Annotated in this window: 18 protein-coding genes; 16 read left to right on the top strand and 2 right to left on the bottom strand. The window is 29.5% G+C overall.

The annotated features are described in order from the left end of the window. Positions 1–39 precede the first annotated feature (39 nt). The 13 genes from CD135_RS03880 (at position 40) to CD135_RS03825 (ending at position 9270) form a co-directional block, all read left to right on the top strand. The gene (locus CD135_RS03880; protein WP_103268849.1) at positions 40–729 is read left to right on the top strand and encodes a 5'-methylthioadenosine/adenosylhomocysteine nucleosidase; all 690 of its coding nucleotides are present in this window, start codon (positions 40–42) and stop codon (positions 727–729) included. A 230-nt stretch (positions 730–959) separates the two neighbouring features. Further along, positions 960–1484, top strand: a complete 525-nt coding sequence (locus CD135_RS03875; protein WP_016998538.1) for a YqeG family HAD IIIA-type phosphatase — start codon at positions 960–962, stop codon at positions 1482–1484. Between the two features lie 2 nt (positions 1485–1486). Next, entirely contained in the window at positions 1487–2587 is a 1101-nt protein-coding gene (gene yqeH / locus CD135_RS03870) for a ribosome biogenesis GTPase YqeH (protein ID WP_103268848.1), read from the top strand. Positions 2588–2599: 12 nt separating this feature from the next. Then, on the top strand, positions 2600–3409 hold the full coding sequence (gene aroE / locus CD135_RS03865; protein ID WP_016998542.1) for a shikimate dehydrogenase: 810 nt from the start codon (positions 2600–2602) through the stop codon (positions 3407–3409). Positions 3410–3411: 2 nt separating this feature from the next. Beyond that, positions 3412–3702 (top strand): ribosome assembly RNA-binding protein YhbY, encoded by a 291-nt coding sequence (gene yhbY, locus CD135_RS03860; protein WP_016998544.1) that lies wholly within the window; start codon positions 3412–3414, stop codon positions 3700–3702. A gap of 5 nt (positions 3703–3707) precedes the next feature. Continuing rightward, positions 3708–4280 (top strand): nicotinate (nicotinamide) nucleotide adenylyltransferase, encoded by a 573-nt coding sequence (gene nadD, locus CD135_RS03855; protein ID WP_167543688.1) that lies wholly within the window; start codon positions 3708–3710, stop codon positions 4278–4280. After that, positions 4270–4842, top strand: a complete 573-nt coding sequence (gene yqeK, locus CD135_RS03850; protein WP_016998546.1) for a bis(5'-nucleosyl)-tetraphosphatase (symmetrical) YqeK — start codon at positions 4270–4272, stop codon at positions 4840–4842. The genes nadD and yqeK overlap by 11 nt, the downstream gene beginning before the upstream one ends. A gap of 12 nt (positions 4843–4854) precedes the next feature. After that, on the top strand, positions 4855–5208 hold the full coding sequence (gene rsfS / locus CD135_RS03845; protein WP_016998547.1) for a ribosome silencing factor: 354 nt from the start codon (positions 4855–4857) through the stop codon (positions 5206–5208). Next, positions 5208–5933: a class I SAM-dependent DNA methyltransferase gene (locus CD135_RS03840; RefSeq protein WP_103268846.1), complete on the top strand. Its 726-nt coding sequence runs from the start codon at positions 5208–5210 to the stop codon at positions 5931–5933. Before rsfS ends, CD135_RS03840 begins: the two co-directional genes overlap by 1 nt. Positions 5934–5975: 42 nt before the next feature. Next, a complete protein-coding gene (locus CD135_RS13165) occupies positions 5976–6317 on the top strand; it encodes a hypothetical protein (protein ID WP_239724152.1) in 342 nt (113 codons plus the stop codon). 63 nt (positions 6318–6380) lie between these two features. Further along, positions 6381–6632 (top strand): ComEA family DNA-binding protein, encoded by a 252-nt coding sequence (locus CD135_RS13160; protein ID WP_239746534.1) that lies wholly within the window; start codon positions 6381–6383, stop codon positions 6630–6632. Between the two features lie 60 nt (positions 6633–6692). After that, positions 6693–7148, top strand: coding sequence for a ComE operon protein 2 (locus CD135_RS03830; protein ID WP_103268845.1), 456 nt, complete (start codon positions 6693–6695; stop codon positions 7146–7148). Positions 7149–7164: 16 nt separating this feature from the next. Beyond that, positions 7165–9270 (top strand): DNA internalization-related competence protein ComEC/Rec2, encoded by a 2106-nt coding sequence (locus tag CD135_RS03825; RefSeq protein ID WP_258027583.1) that lies wholly within the window; start codon positions 7165–7167, stop codon positions 9268–9270. A 245-nt stretch (positions 9271–9515) separates the two neighbouring features. Here CD135_RS03825 and CD135_RS03820 read toward each other — a convergent pair whose 3' ends face one another. Continuing rightward, complete coding sequence (locus CD135_RS03820; protein WP_016998552.1) at positions 9516–9653, bottom strand: YqzM family protein; 138 nt, start codon at positions 9651–9653, stop codon at positions 9516–9518. 91 nt (positions 9654–9744) lie between these two features. Here CD135_RS03820 and holA point away from each other — a divergent pair, with 91 nt between their 5' ends. Next, a complete protein-coding gene (gene holA, locus CD135_RS03815; RefSeq protein ID WP_016998553.1) occupies positions 9745–10719 on the top strand; it encodes a DNA polymerase III subunit delta in 975 nt (324 codons plus the stop codon). Between the two features lie 38 nt (positions 10720–10757). On the opposite strand, the gene rpsT is transcribed toward holA, so the two are convergent. Continuing rightward, positions 10758–11009 carry a 30S ribosomal protein S20 gene (gene rpsT, locus CD135_RS03810; RefSeq protein ID WP_064204513.1) on the bottom strand — a complete coding sequence of 84 codons (252 nt, stop codon included), beginning with the start codon at positions 11007–11009 and terminating at the stop codon, positions 10758–10760. Positions 11010–11240: 231 nt separating this feature from the next. Between rpsT and lepA the strand changes: the two genes are divergently transcribed. Both lepA and hemW read left to right on the top strand, forming a co-directional pair. After that, positions 11241–13064: a translation elongation factor 4 gene (gene lepA, locus CD135_RS03805; RefSeq protein ID WP_103268844.1), complete on the top strand. Its 1824-nt coding sequence runs from the start codon at positions 11241–11243 to the stop codon at positions 13062–13064. Positions 13065–13117: 53 nt separating this feature from the next. Further along, positions 13118–14236 (top strand): radical SAM family heme chaperone HemW, encoded by a 1119-nt coding sequence (hemW, locus tag CD135_RS03800; RefSeq protein ID WP_016998556.1) that lies wholly within the window; start codon positions 13118–13120, stop codon positions 14234–14236. Positions 14237–14277 lie beyond the last annotated feature (41 nt).

Raw genomic sequence — 14277 nt, 5'->3', positions numbered from 1 at the left:
TTAATATATATAAGAATGAACATGATGGAGTGATTTAACATGATAGGTATTATTGGAGCAATGGAAGAAGAAGTTGAAATATTAAAATCCGCTATAGAAAATAAAGAAACAATTAAAAAAGCACATGTTATATTCTATAAAGGACATTTAGAAGGAAAAGAAATAGTTCTTGCACAAAGTGGTATAGGTAAAGTTAATGCAGCAATTACTACCGCTTTAATGATTAATGATTTTAAACCAGATCTAATTATTAACACTGGTTCAGCTGGAGCTATTGATCCTAATTTAAATATAGGTGACATTATTATAAGTAATAAAGTTTACTATCATGATGTAAATGCTACTGCATTTGGGTATAAAATGGGACAAGTTCCTGGCATGCCTGAATCTTATACGACAGAAAATCATTTAATTAAAAGTGCGCGTTCAACAATTGAAGAATTAGAATTAAACGGAGTTGTTGGAGAAGTTGCAACAGCTGATAGTTTTATTGGTTCTTTAGAACAAAGAAGAGTAATAAAAGAAACATTCCCTACAGCTAGTGTCGTTGAAATGGAAGCTGGCGCTATTGCGCAAACTTGTTATCAATATGAAGTTCCGATTATAGTAACAAGAGCAGTTTCAGATTTAGCTGATAAAGAATCAGATGTGACTTTTGATGAATTCTTAAAAGTTGCTTGCGTGAACTCAAGTAAAATTGTAAAATTATTATTAAATAGAGTGGCATAAGGAGGCAGTAAAATGTTAATATTAATGGCTATCGCTGTCATTGCTACAGCACTTGTTGGATTTGTAATTTATGCGAATACAGATGTTGAAAAATCTTCTGACCGTGAAATTACAGAATAATATTGAGTGTTGCAAATCTTTAAAGGTTTGCAACACTTTTATTTTGTTTTATGTAAAAGAAATTTAAGTTATTTTTATGTTAGAATAAGAAATAATATAGAGGTGTAAACATGGGTATATTTACAAAATATTTTTTACCAAATGAATATGTAGAATCAATTTATCATATTCGTCCAGAGCATTTAAAAAGTAAAGGCATTAAAGCTATTATTACAGATTTAGATAACACTTTAGTTGGTTGGGATGTTAAAGATCCAACAGATGATGTGAGAAATTGGTTTGAACGAATGAAAGAAAATGATATTACTGTAACGATTGTTTCTAATAACGGTCAAAAGCGTGTAGAATCATTTTCAAAAACATTAAACATTGATTTTATATTTAAAGCTCGTAAGCCAAGAGGTAAAGCGTTTAGACAAGCTTCTCATCTTATGAATGTACAAAAATCAGAAGTGGTTGTAATAGGCGATCAAATGTTAACAGATGTATTTGGAGGCAACCGAAATGGTTTATATACAATTATGGTTGTTCCTGTGAAAAAAACAGACGGTTTAATTACTAAATTTAATCGATTAATAGAAAGAAGATTATTAAATCGTTTCAAAAGAAAAGGTTTAATTAATTGGGAGGAATAAATTTGACAGAAACAGCAAAATGTATTGGTTGTGGGGCAACCTTACAATCAGAACACCCGAACGAAGCGGGTTACGTTCCAAAATCCAGCTTGCATAAAGAAGATGTAATTTGTAAAAGGTGTTTCAGACTAAAAAATTATAATGAAGTACAAGATGTAGATTTAACAAGTGATGATTTTTTAAATATGTTGAAATCACTTCATAATGAAGATGGTTTGATTGTAAACGTAGTGGACGTATTTGATTTGGAAGGTTCAATGATACATCGACTAAAGGATATTGTAGGAAAGAAAAAAGTGATTTTAGTTGCAAACAAGATGGATATTTTACCAAAAGCCATTAATAAAAAGAGAGTAGAAATATGGCTGAGACAAAGAGCGAAAGATTATGGTTTAAATCCTGACAAAGTTGTACTTATTTCTGCCGCTAAAAATCAAGGAATTGATGAACTATTAGGCACAATAGAAGAAATCAGAGATAGAAAAGATGTCTTTGTTGTAGGTACGACAAACGTAGGTAAATCTACGCTTATAAATCGTTTGATTGAAAAGAGTGTTGGAGAAAAAGATGTTATCACAACAAGTCATTTTCCAGGTACAACTTTAGATATGATAGATATACCTTTAGATGATGATTCTTATATGTTTGATACACCTGGAATTATCCAAAGTCATCAAATGACTCATTATGTTACAGATAAAGAATTAAAAGTAATAATGCCGAAAAAAGAAATTAAACCTAAAGTTTATCAATTGAATGAAGAACAATCTTTATTCTTAGGTGGGCTAGTAAGAGTTGATTATAAAAAAGGTGGACGTCGTTCATTAACTTGTTTCATTTCAAATGATTTGAATATTCATAGAACAAAGCTAGAAAATGCTGATGATCTATGGGAACGCCAAATTGGGGAATTATTAAAACCACCATATTCTAAAGAAAATTTTAATTTTAATAATTTGAAAAACAATGAAATATTTGTTAAAGATGAAAGACGTGATATTATGATTTCTGGGTTAGGCTTTATTACAGTGGACGAAGGCGCAGAAATAAACGTAATAGCACCTAAAGAGGTAGAGGTTACATCAAGAAAATCAATTTTATAAGAGGTGAGCGACATGAAATTTGCAGTTATAGGACATCCAATAGGACATTCTCTTTCTCCAATTATGCATTTAAATAACTTTGAAGCGTTAGAAAGAGATGATGAATATATAGCACTTGATATAGACCCTAAACATATGCAGCATATAAGAGATATCATAAAAGAAAAAGAACTTGATGGATTTAATATTACGATTCCACATAAAGAAACGATTATTCCATACTTAGATGAAATTTCTACAAATGCTGAGCATATAGGAGCTGTTAATACTGTTCATATAGATGGTGATAAATGGACAGGTTATAATACAGATGGTATTGGATTTGTTAAAGGTTTACTAGATAATTATGGTTCTATAGCAGGCAAAAATATACTTGTACTAGGTGCTGGCGGTGCAAGTAAAGGCATAGTCGCTGAAATGATGAAGTATACTGAAAGGAAAATTTCTGTAGCAAATCGCAGTCTTGAAAGATTTGAAAATTGGAATTTAGATATTAATCAGTATCAATTAGATAAAATAAAGCCTATTTTGAACGAATTCGATATTATTATTAATACGACACCAGTTGGTATGAATGAATCATCGGATGAACTCATTATACCTATAGAAGAAATTCACGCAAATGCTTTAGTCTGTGATATTATTTATATCCCAGACAAAACACCACTTTTACGAGCATGTGAAAGTAGAGGATTAACTATATATAATGGTTTAGATATGTTTATATACCAAGGTGCAGAAAGTTTTAAAATATGGACAGGTGAAACTGCGGATATAAAAGCAATGAAAAATAAAGTTATAGAAGAACTTAAAAGGAGATAAATATGTTAACAGGTAAACAAAAGAGATATTTAAGAAAAGAAGCACATCACTTAGATCCAATATTCCAAATAGGTAAAGGCGGAATAAGTGAAAACATGATAGAACAATTAAACGAGGCATTAGAAAAAAGAGAATTAATTAAAGTACACATTTTACAAAACAACATGGATGATCATAAAGAAGTAGCAAATTCAATATCTGAACAAACTGAAAGTGAACTCGTTCAACTTATAGGTAGTATCATTATTCTTTATAAAGAATCTAAAGAAAACAAAAAAATAGAATTACCTTAAATAAAATGAAAAAAATCATGATATACGGTGGCCAATTCAATCCAATACATGTAGGCCATATGTTAGTTGCGAGTGAAGCCTATCAATTTGTTAAACCAGATGAGTTTGTGTTTTTACCAAGTTATCAATCACCTTTAAAAAGCCACAATGAATCTCAGTTGTTAGAAAATGAAAGAATTGACATGCTAAAGTTAGCAATTGAAGATTTAGAATTCGGCGTAATTGATAAAAGAGAAATAAACAGACAAGGAACAAGTTATACTTTTGATACTATTAGTGAAATTCAAAATGAATATCCAGAATATCAAATCTATTTAATCATCGGAACAGATCAATATGTAAATTTAGATAAATGGAGAAATATTGATAAATTGAAAGAAATGGTTACGTTTGTAGTGGTCAATAGAGAAGTAGATAAACAAAATGTTGATAGTGGTATGTTATCCCTAAATATCCCAAGGATGGATATAAGCTCGACGAGTATACGAAATCGTTGTAAAAATCATCATTCAGTCAAGATGTTAGTTACACCAAGAATTGAAAGATATATCAAAAGGGGACGGTTGTATGAAGATTAAAAAAGCAGTTAAACTCGTAGAAGAAACTTTACCCACAAAACGTTATAACCATTCAATAAGAGTAGCAGAAACTGGTAAGAAAATGGCGGAAATTTTTGATGGAGATCCGAAAAAAGTTGAGCTCGCAGGCATTCTACATGACTTATGTAAATATGAAGAGTTATCAGAGTTGTATCAAAGTGTAACGAAGTATGATTTAGGTCAAGATTTATTAAGCTATGGATCTGAGATTTTACATGGGCCAGTGGCAGCTGCAAGATTAAAAGATGAATATGAAATTGATGATGAGGAAGTATATTATGCGATATATAACCACACTACTGGTAGAGCGCATATGAATAAAACTGAGAAAATAATCTTTATCGCTGATTATATTGAACCTAAAAGAACGCAACCTGGTGTAGATGATATTAGAGATATCGTGTTTAAAGATAAAAATTTAGATAAAGCGATTTATGAAATATCTAAACGAACAGTGTTACATTTAGTTGGTAAAGATAAAACTGTACATTTAAAAACAATTGAATGCTTAAATTATTATAATATGCATACAGAACAATAAAGGAATGATTAAATGAATTCGAATGAATTAATGAAACAAAGTTTAATTGCATGTGATGATAAACGTGCAGAAGATATAATAGCAATCGATATGCAAGGTATTAGTGATGTTGCTGATTACTTTGTAGTTTGTCATGGTAATAGTGATAAACAAGTACAAGCTATCGCTAGAAATGTTAAAGACGAAGCGGAAATCAATGAAGTTAATGTCAAAAGACTAGAAGGCTTTAACGAAGCAAGATGGATTTTAATCGATTTAGGTAATGTAGTCGTACATGTATTCCATAGAGAAGAAAGAGATTATTATAACTTGGAAAGATTATACAAAGATGCACCAATCATTACCTTGAATGAGGTTATGTCTTAATGGCTTATAATAGAATGAGCGATTATTATGATTTGTTGACAGCTGATCAACCTTATCATAAGTGGAAATATATAGTTGAGCATTTTATAAGTAGCTCAGAAAATGAAATATTAGATATAGGTTGTGGAACAGGTACATTAACTTCGCAATTGACTGAATATGGTCAAGTGAGTGGTGTAGACATTAGTCAAGAAATGCTAGAAATAGCAGAGTTTCGTAATCCATCTATAAATTGGTATTGTCAAGATATGAGAGATTTAGAACTACCAAATCAATATGATATGATTACTATATTTTGTGATAGTTTAAACTATGTGACTGAACCGGAAGATATATTACAAGTATTTAATTATATAGATAAATATTTAAAAGACGAGGGTATATTTATTTTTGATGTCCATAGCATATATAAGATGAATCATCAATTTAATAACCAAAATTATATCGATGAAGAAGAACGCCTTACGCTAATTTGGCAGGCTATAACAGGAGAAGAACCTAATAGCGTTTATCATCAGATGTCATTTTTCGTAGAACGCGAAGATGGTTTATACGAACGATTTGATGAAGAGCACTACCAATGTACTTTTGAAATAAGTTTATACGAAGAATTATTAAAACTAGCAGGATTTGAAATTAAAACAAAATTCACTGATTTTGATATAGATACGTATAGTGAACAAGGCGATAGACAATTTATCGTTGCTCAAAAAATGAATAAGTAATTTTTGACACCTTTTACGTTTATATATGTAGGAGGTGTTTTTTTGGATAAAATCAAAATGATTAAGGAGTATTTTTCGCAATATTATCGTTATATTTTAATTGGATTTATAGCTTTGATTATCATACTGAAATTAATTTTTGGAATGAATGAACCAGAGGAAGAGCCAATAGAAACTATAAATAAAAATAATAGTGGAATGATTGAAAATGAAGAAAGTAAAGAATCAAAGCAAGAAATAGATAGGAGAGAAATATCATCTAAAGAAAATATTAAAGAAGTAATTGTAGATGTTAAAGGAGCTGTTAAATTTCCAAAAACATATGAAATGAAATCTTCAGAAAGAATAAATGATGTTTTAAAGAAAGCACAAATAAATGAGTAAGCTGACTTATCTAAATTAAATCTTTCAGAGAAATTAAAAGATCAAATGAGTATATATGTTCCAATGAAAGGTGAAAAAATACCTTCAAATTTGAATAAGCAAAGTAGTCAAAATGAAAATGTTGAAGTAAATATTAATACTGCAACTAAAGAACAAATACAGAAAATACCCGGGATAGGACCAAGTAAAGCCGACGCAATTATAAAATATAGAGAAGCAAAAGGAGATTTTAAATCTATAGACGATATGAAGAAGATAAAAGGATTTGGAGATAAAACAGTAGAATCTTTGAAAGAATATGTCATTTTAAATTGAAATTGCATTTCATAAACATAATACTTACAATAATAGTATATGAAAGGTTGGATGATTAATATGGAAAGAATCAAGTGGAAGGAATATTTTATGGCTCAAAGCCATTTGTTATCACTAAGATCAACATGTGAAAGGTTGTCGGTAGGTGCAACTATCGTTAAAGATAATAGAGTGATTGCAGGGGGATACAATGGGTCTGTTTCAGGTGAAGAACATTGTATTGATAATGGATGTTTAGTTGTCGACGGACATTGTATAAGAACAATCCATGCTGAAATGAACGCTATTATTCAGTGCGCAAAATTGGGTGTATCTTCAGAAGACGCAACAATATATGTAACACACTTTCCTTGTTTAAACTGTACTAAATCTATAATACAAGCTGGCATTAAACAAATTTATTATGCAGACGATTATCACAATCATACATATGCGATTCAGTTATTAGAACAATCAGGTGTTCATTTTGAAAGAATTGATTTCCATCCTGAAGATATTATGAAATATTTAAAATAATAGGTTACGCAGCGTTATGTATTTTTACTTAGCCTTATATTTATTATCAGGTATTTTAATTGTCTTTAATATTTATATCGGGATGATATTTTTAAGTATAGTCATGCTAAGTTGTATGATCAAATTGAAATCATATAGAATTGCGATACTTGGTATTATCTTTGTCGTAATTGGTTATTTAATTTTACCGTCAATACAACTACCACAATTGGATTCGTTTAATCATGAAAAGCGTAACAAAGCACCGTTACATGATTTTATAGAATTTAAAGATGATATGGTAATTGACGGTGATTTATTTAAATCAATTGCTCAACAAAAAGGTGAAACTTATCAAGTTTATTACACAATTAAATCTAAAGAAGAAAAAGATAAAATCCTTAATAACTTACCTTTATTTAAAAAATGTGAAGTTTATTATGATTATAGTAACCCTTTACCTAATACTAATAGTTTGAAGTTTAACTATAAAGAATATCTTATCCAACAAGATATTGAAGGCATCATTAAAATTAAACAACTGTTTCTCAAATCTTGTATTAATAGTAAATTGAATCTTTTAGAAAAATTGCAGTTTCATAGGGAACATCTTATTTTAAATTTAAAAAGGTTAAATTCAAAATATATTGAAGATATTATTGCATTGACTTTAGGAGAAACGAAGTATTTATCTAGCGAACGAATTGAAGAATTAATACATTTAGGTATATACCACTTGTATGCAGTAAGTGGTTCACATGTTGCTTTACTCAGTGTGTTTTTGTTTAATATATTGTTGAAATTTAAGCTAAGATATCATCAGGCAGAACTGATTATTTTTATTTTATTACCTATATATGCAGTATTAACAGGATTAAGTCCAAGTGTTATTAGAGCAGTAGCTGTTGTAATGTTATATCTTGTGATTAAAAAGTTTACACGTCTTGATTCACTACAAATTCTTTCAATTACCTTTATTTTGTCTGTCATGTATAAACCGTTTATAATTTATGACATAGGTTTTCAATTATCTTATTTAGTTTCTACATTTTTACTACTTACTATCCCCATTATTAAAACATTTCATTTCATTTATAAACTAATATGTATTAACTTAATAGCTCAAATTTCTACTTTTCCTATTCTTATTATGCATTTTAATACTTTTCAATGGTTAGGTTTATTAACCAACTTCTTTTTTATTCCTTGGTTTGAATTAATATTATTCCCTCTAGTTATGATTTTTTTGATTATCTATGTAACAATCGGCTTTGTACCTAATATTTTGATATATTTAACAGATTTAATGTTAAGTATAACTATTGATATTATACAAATAATAAATAATTTCAATATAGAAGATATTGTAGTAAGGAATCTTTCTCATATATCGTATTTTCTAATATTTATTATTTGTGTGATGATAAGTATGTATATTCTTAAAAAGAAAATTTTTAAAGCTATTATTATTTTTATATTAGTTATTATAACTATAACTTATGATTTTAAAGAAGATAGAGTGATATTAAGGTTTTTGGATGTGGGACAAGGGGATGCAATGGTTTCATATCATAAAGATACAAATCAAATTGTAATGATAGATACAGGCGGTAAAATGTTATCAAATAAAAAAGACTGGCAAATCAAAGATAATGAACTTTCTTGTACAAAGTCTGTATTAATACCTGAACTTCATGAAAAAGGCATTCGAAAAATCGATTATTTAATTGTATCACATCCACATTTAGATCATATGGGAGAACTAGAAGAATTAAGTCAAAAAATAAAAATTAAAAATCTAATAATAAATAAAAGAACTTGGGATAACAAAGAATTGAAGTTACTAATTAGTAGCCTTGAACAAAAAGGAATAACTATTATTGATAGTGTAGGGTTGAAAAATATAAAAGTAGGTAAAGCGATTTATAGGTTTTATAATCAAGATACAAAAAGTCATCCTGATAAAAATGAAAATTCAATCATAACGGAATTAGAAGTTTACAATAAGAAGATAATTTCTACAGGAGATGCAACGCAGAATAATGAACGAGCTGTTTTAAATAAAATTGATCATCAATATGATATTTTAAAAGTCGGACATCATGGTAGTTCAACGAGTTCAACTGAAGAATTTTTATCTTGAGTGAAACCTAGGTTATGTATTATAAGTGCTGGTAGAGGAAATAAATATGGCTTACCTAAAAAAGTAACTATTAAAAAACTTCAAAACCATAAATGTAAAATATTAAACACGCAAGATATAGGGGGAATAACCATCACATTGACTAAAGCTGGGATATCAACAACTAATGGTTTATACGATTACAATAAATCAGGCTGAGACATTATTATGTCCCAGCCTTGATTAAAAAATATAAATATGTACTATTAGTTAGGTAGTAAGCTGAATACTTGAGCAATGATATAAATCGCTGCTAAAAATAAGAAGCCTACAATAAAACCTAATCCAGAGTCTTTAACGTCATTGTTACGCCCTTGAGTATTTTCACCTTCAAATCTGTTCATATGACTCCCTCCTATACTTACATTCATTATATGATAATAAGCTTAAAAATGCTATACTTAATTAGAACTTTATAAGAGAGGAAGACTTATTTTGAAAGATAATATTGTATTAAATTATGGTGCAGTAGATGCATTAATAGAGAAAAAATCTAACGAAATTATCAATCAATATTTAAAAGAAGGGCGTGATGAATTCAATTACGCCAAATATGATTTATACGAAACACCCATTTCTAATGCAATAGAAGAAGCGTTAACTTTACCTTTCCTCTCAGACAAGAAAGTTGTTCATATTAAAAATGCTTACTTATTTACAGGTGAAAAAGTGAATAATAGCATTAACCATAGTACTGATGCTTTACTTGAATTTATAGAGCAATATGATGGAGATACGCTAGTAGTTTTTGATGTAAGTAACGAAAAATTAGATGAAAGAAAGAAACTCGTAAAAACTGTTAAAAAGAATGCAACACTAAATAAAATAGAGCAAATGTCAGAACAAGAAATGAAACAATGGATTAAGTCATATTTAAATGAGCAGTATAAAGACATTAAAGAAGACGCACTCGTCGCATTTTTAGAGTTAACTGGTATTCAATTTAATATTATACATGCAGAATTAGAAAAATTAATTTTATTTATTGGTGATGAACCAGTTATTAATAAAAAAGATGTTACTGAAATAGTTAGCCGTTCTCTTGAACAAAATGTATTTTTATTAACGGAGTATATACAAAAAGGAAAAAAAGAGAAGTCTATTGAATTGCTAAAAGATTTAATAAATTTGAAAGAAGAGCCTATTAAGTTGTTAGCATTAATAACAAGTAATTATAGATTGTACTATCAATGTAAAATATTAGCCGGCAAAAGTTACAGTGAGCAACAAATTGCTAAAACAATAGGAGTACATCCTTATAGAGTGAAATTAGCCTTAAGAATTATAAGAAATTTATCTTTAGAAAGACTGTTAAAGACGATAGATATATGTGCTGATACTGACTATGAATTAAAATCTTCATACATGGATAAAGTTTTAATTTTAGAGTTGTTTATCTTGAAAATTTAAAAATAAAAAAGCTACAGATGAACTGTAGCTTTTGTTAATTAGTTAGCTTTAGACATTAAGCTAGATTTAATTCTGTTAGCTTTATTTGAATGAATTAAGTTCTTTTTAGAAGCTTTATCAACCTTTTTGATAGCTAATGAAACTAATTCACCTTTGTTATCAGCATTATTTTCGATAGCAGTTCTTGCAGATTTAACAGCTGAACGCATATCATTTTTTTGTGAAATGTTTGCAGCGTCTTTCTTTTCAGTTACAGAAACACGTTTAATTGCAGATTTAATGTTTGGCATGAGAGTCACCTCCTAAATATGTTGTCCGTGATCAAATAATTTGATTGCAACAAAAAATATTTTATCAAATGTACGCCTTAAGTGCAATCATTATTTACATATTCCTTATAAAGCTTAACACTTTATGAACAGTTTGGTAATTGGTTTGCATTTATTCTATAAAGAAGGTATCATATCAAAGATGCTACTTACATCTGAAGATGTAAAATTAACGAGAAAGTTGGAGTTCAAATGGACAGAATGAAACGCCTAGAGCGCCAAAAGAAAATAAGAAACTTTTCTATTATTGCTCATATTGATCATGGAAAATCAACATTAGCTGATAGAATTTTGGAAAATACGAAAAGTGTTGAGACGAGAGATATGAAGTCTCAATTATTAGATTCAATGGATTTAGAAAGAGAACGTGGTATAACTATCAAATTAAACGCTGTTCAATTAAATTATACAGCGAAAGATGGGGAAACATACATACTACATTTAATTGATACACCGGGACACGTCGATTTTACTTATGAAGTATCACGTTCATTAGCTGCATGTGAAGGGGCTATTCTAATCGTAGATGCAGCTCAAGGTATCGAAGCACAAACTTTAGCAAACGTTTATCTTGCTTTAGACAATGACTTAGAGTTGATTCCAGTAATAAACAAAATCGATTTACCTGCTGCTGAACCGGAAAGGGTAAAGCAAGAAGTTGAAGATGTTATTGGTTTAGATGCGAGTGATGCGGTACTTGCAAGTGCGAAAGCTAATATTGGTATCGAAGAAATATTAGAGAAAGTCGTTGAAATAGTACCACCACCAGAAGGTGACCCAGAAAATCCACTACAAGCATTAGTATTTGATTCTACTTACGATGCTTATAGAGGTGTAATTTCTTCAATTAGAATAGTTGAAGGGTCAGTTAAAGCCGGAGACAAAATTCAAATGATGTCCACAGGTAAAACTTTTGAAGTTGCGGAAGTAGGTATTAATACACCTAAACCATTACCAGTTGAAACTTTATCAGTAGGTGATGTTGGATATATAATTGCATCTATTAAAAACGTTGCTGATTCTGACGTAGGTGATACGATAACAAATGCTGACAGACCTGCAGACAAACCACTTCAAGGTTATAAGAAAATGAATCCAATGGTATTCTGTGGGCTTTATCCAATAGACAATAGTAAATATAATGACTTAAGAGAAGCTTTAGAAAGACTTCAATTGAATGATGCTTCTTTAGAATTTGAGGCAGAAACATCTCAAGCATTAGGCTTTGGGTTCAGAACTGGATTTTTAGGATTATTACACATGGAAATCATACAAGAAAGAATTGAACGTGAATTTAACATTGAATTAATAGCAACTGCACCTTCAGTTATTTACGAATGTGAATTAACAGATGGAGAGAAAGTTGAAATTGATAACCCTTCACAATTCCCAGATCCACAAAAAATCAACACGATTTATGAACCGTATGTTAAAGCGACTATGATGGTACCAAGTGACTATGTCGGAGCAGTAATGGAATTATGTCAGAAAAAACGTGGTAATTTCGTTACAATGGATTATTTAGATGATATTCGAGTGAATATTATTTATGAAATTCCTTTATCTGAAGTTGTATTTGATTTCTTTGATCAATTGAAGTCTAATACGAAAGGTTATGCTTCTTTCGACTATGAATTAATCGGATATCAAGAAAGTAAACTTGTGAAAATGGATATCTTATTAAATGGAGACCAAGTAGATGCGTTAAGCTTTATTGTGCATAAAGAATTTGCTTACGAAAGAGGTAAAGCAATTGTAGATAAACTTAAAACATTAATTCCTAGACAACAATTTGAGGTGCCAGTTCAAGCAGCAATTGGTAATAAAATAGTAGCACGTACAAACATAAAATCTATGGGTAAAAATGTATTAGCAAAATGTTACGGTGGTGACATTAGTCGTAAACGTAAATTACTTGAAAAACAAAAAGCCGGTAAAGCTAAGATGAAGTCAGTCGGAAACGTTGAGATTCCACAAGATGCATTCCTAGCAGTACTGAAAATGGATGAAGATTAAACAAGAAACAGCTGCGTTTAAGTAGCTGTTTTTATTTTTAAAGGAGGATTTAAATGGCTAAAAGTGTATATATTCATATACCTTTCTGCGTTAGAATTTGTACTTATTGTGATTTTAATAAGTTTTTTATAGCCAATCAGCCTGTTGATGAATATTTAGATTGCTTAATAAAAGAAATGTCTACTCGCAAAGATAAAGTTGTAGAAACAATTTTTGTTGGAGGTGGGACGCCAACAGCATTATCAGAAGTTCAATTAGAAAAACTACTAATATCAATAAATGATTTATTTACTGTAACTGATGAATATACATTTGAAGCAAACCCGGATGAACTAACTGAAGGTAAAATTCAACTTTTAAAAAAATATGGTGTTAATAGGTTATCACTTGGAGTGCAAACTTTTGATGATGGTTTATTAGAAATTTTAGGACGTACACATCATAGTGACGATATTGAAAAAGCAGTTAAGTTATCTAGAAAACATAATATAGGCTCAGTTAGTTTAGATTTAATGTTTCACTTACCTGGTCAAACGTTGAAACAATTTGATGAATCAATAGATAAAGCATTATCACTTGATGTTGACCACATTTCAAGCTATGCACTTATACTTGAACCTAAAACTCAATTCTATAATTTATATAGAAAAGGAAAATTAAAATTACCTAATGAAGATTTAGGTGAAGAAATGTATCAACACTTACAAAATAAATTAAAAAAATCACCTCTACATCAATATGAAATATCTAATTTTTCTAAAGTAGGCCATGAATCACTTCATAACAAAGTATATTGGAAGAATGAAGAATATTATGGTTTCGGAGCTGGCGCACACGGATATATAAACGGTGTGAGATATAGTAATATTAATCCGGTTAATCAATATATAAATAAACTAACTAATGGAGAAATGCCTGTACTGCAAAATAGTGAAGTTACATTGAAAGAGCAAATGGAAGAACAAATGTTCTTAGGCTTACGCATGACTGAAGGTGTTTCAAAATCTAGATTTTATAAAAAATTTGATCAAACGATTGAAGAAGTATTTGGTCAAAAGGTTAATAATTTATTGGAAAATGGTTTGTTAAATGAAAATGAAGATTATTTATACTTAAGTGAACGTGGTCAAATCATTGGTAACGAAGTATTTGAGCAGTTTTTATTAACTTAAATAAAAGAATGAAAAATCTTTCAAAAATTCGAGGGTTTAAT

The organism is Mammaliicoccus lentus, assembly GCF_002902755.1.
GTDB lineage: Bacteria > Bacillota > Bacilli > Staphylococcales > Staphylococcaceae > Mammaliicoccus > Mammaliicoccus lentus.
The sequence above is the reverse complement of the archived record's forward strand: the minus strand, read 5'-3'. Positions and strand labels throughout refer to the sequence as shown.

Bases quoted from the DNA above. Each gene is read 5' to 3' on its own strand.
- CD135_RS03880 (WP_103268849.1), top strand. From the start codon at position 40: ATGATAGGTATTATTGGAGCAATGGAAGAAGAAGTTGAAATATTAAAA.
- CD135_RS03875 (WP_016998538.1), top strand. From the start codon at position 960: ATGGGTATATTTACAAAATATTTTTTACCAAATGAATATGTAGAATCA.
- aroE (WP_016998542.1), top strand. From the start codon at position 2,600: ATGAAATTTGCAGTTATAGGACATCCAATAGGACATTCTCTTTCTCCA.
- yhbY (WP_016998544.1), top strand. From the start codon at position 3,412: ATGTTAACAGGTAAACAAAAGAGATATTTAAGAAAAGAAGCACATCAC.
- nadD (WP_167543688.1), top strand. From the start codon at position 3,708: ATGAAAAAAATCATGATATACGGTGGCCAATTCAATCCAATACATGTA.
- yqeK (WP_016998546.1), top strand. From the start codon at position 4,270: ATGAAGATTAAAAAAGCAGTTAAACTCGTAGAAGAAACTTTACCCACA.
- rsfS (WP_016998547.1), top strand. From the start codon at position 4,855: ATGAATTCGAATGAATTAATGAAACAAAGTTTAATTGCATGTGATGAT.
- CD135_RS03840 (WP_103268846.1), top strand. From the start codon at position 5,208: ATGGCTTATAATAGAATGAGCGATTATTATGATTTGTTGACAGCTGAT.
- CD135_RS13160 (WP_239746534.1), top strand. From the start codon at position 6,381: ATGAAAGGTGAAAAAATACCTTCAAATTTGAATAAGCAAAGTAGTCAA.
- CD135_RS03830 (WP_103268845.1), top strand. From the start codon at position 6,693: ATGGAAAGAATCAAGTGGAAGGAATATTTTATGGCTCAAAGCCATTTG.
- CD135_RS03825 (WP_258027583.1), top strand. From the start codon at position 7,165: ATGTATTTTTACTTAGCCTTATATTTATTATCAGGTATTTTAATTGTC.
- CD135_RS03820 (WP_016998552.1), bottom strand. From the start codon at position 9,653: ATGAACAGATTTGAAGGTGAAAATACTCAAGGGCGTAACAATGACGTT.
- rpsT (WP_064204513.1), bottom strand. From the start codon at position 11,009: ATGCCAAACATTAAATCTGCAATTAAACGTGTTTCTGTAACTGAAAAG.
- lepA (WP_103268844.1), top strand. From the start codon at position 11,241: ATGGACAGAATGAAACGCCTAGAGCGCCAAAAGAAAATAAGAAACTTT.
- hemW (WP_016998556.1), top strand. From the start codon at position 13,118: ATGGCTAAAAGTGTATATATTCATATACCTTTCTGCGTTAGAATTTGT.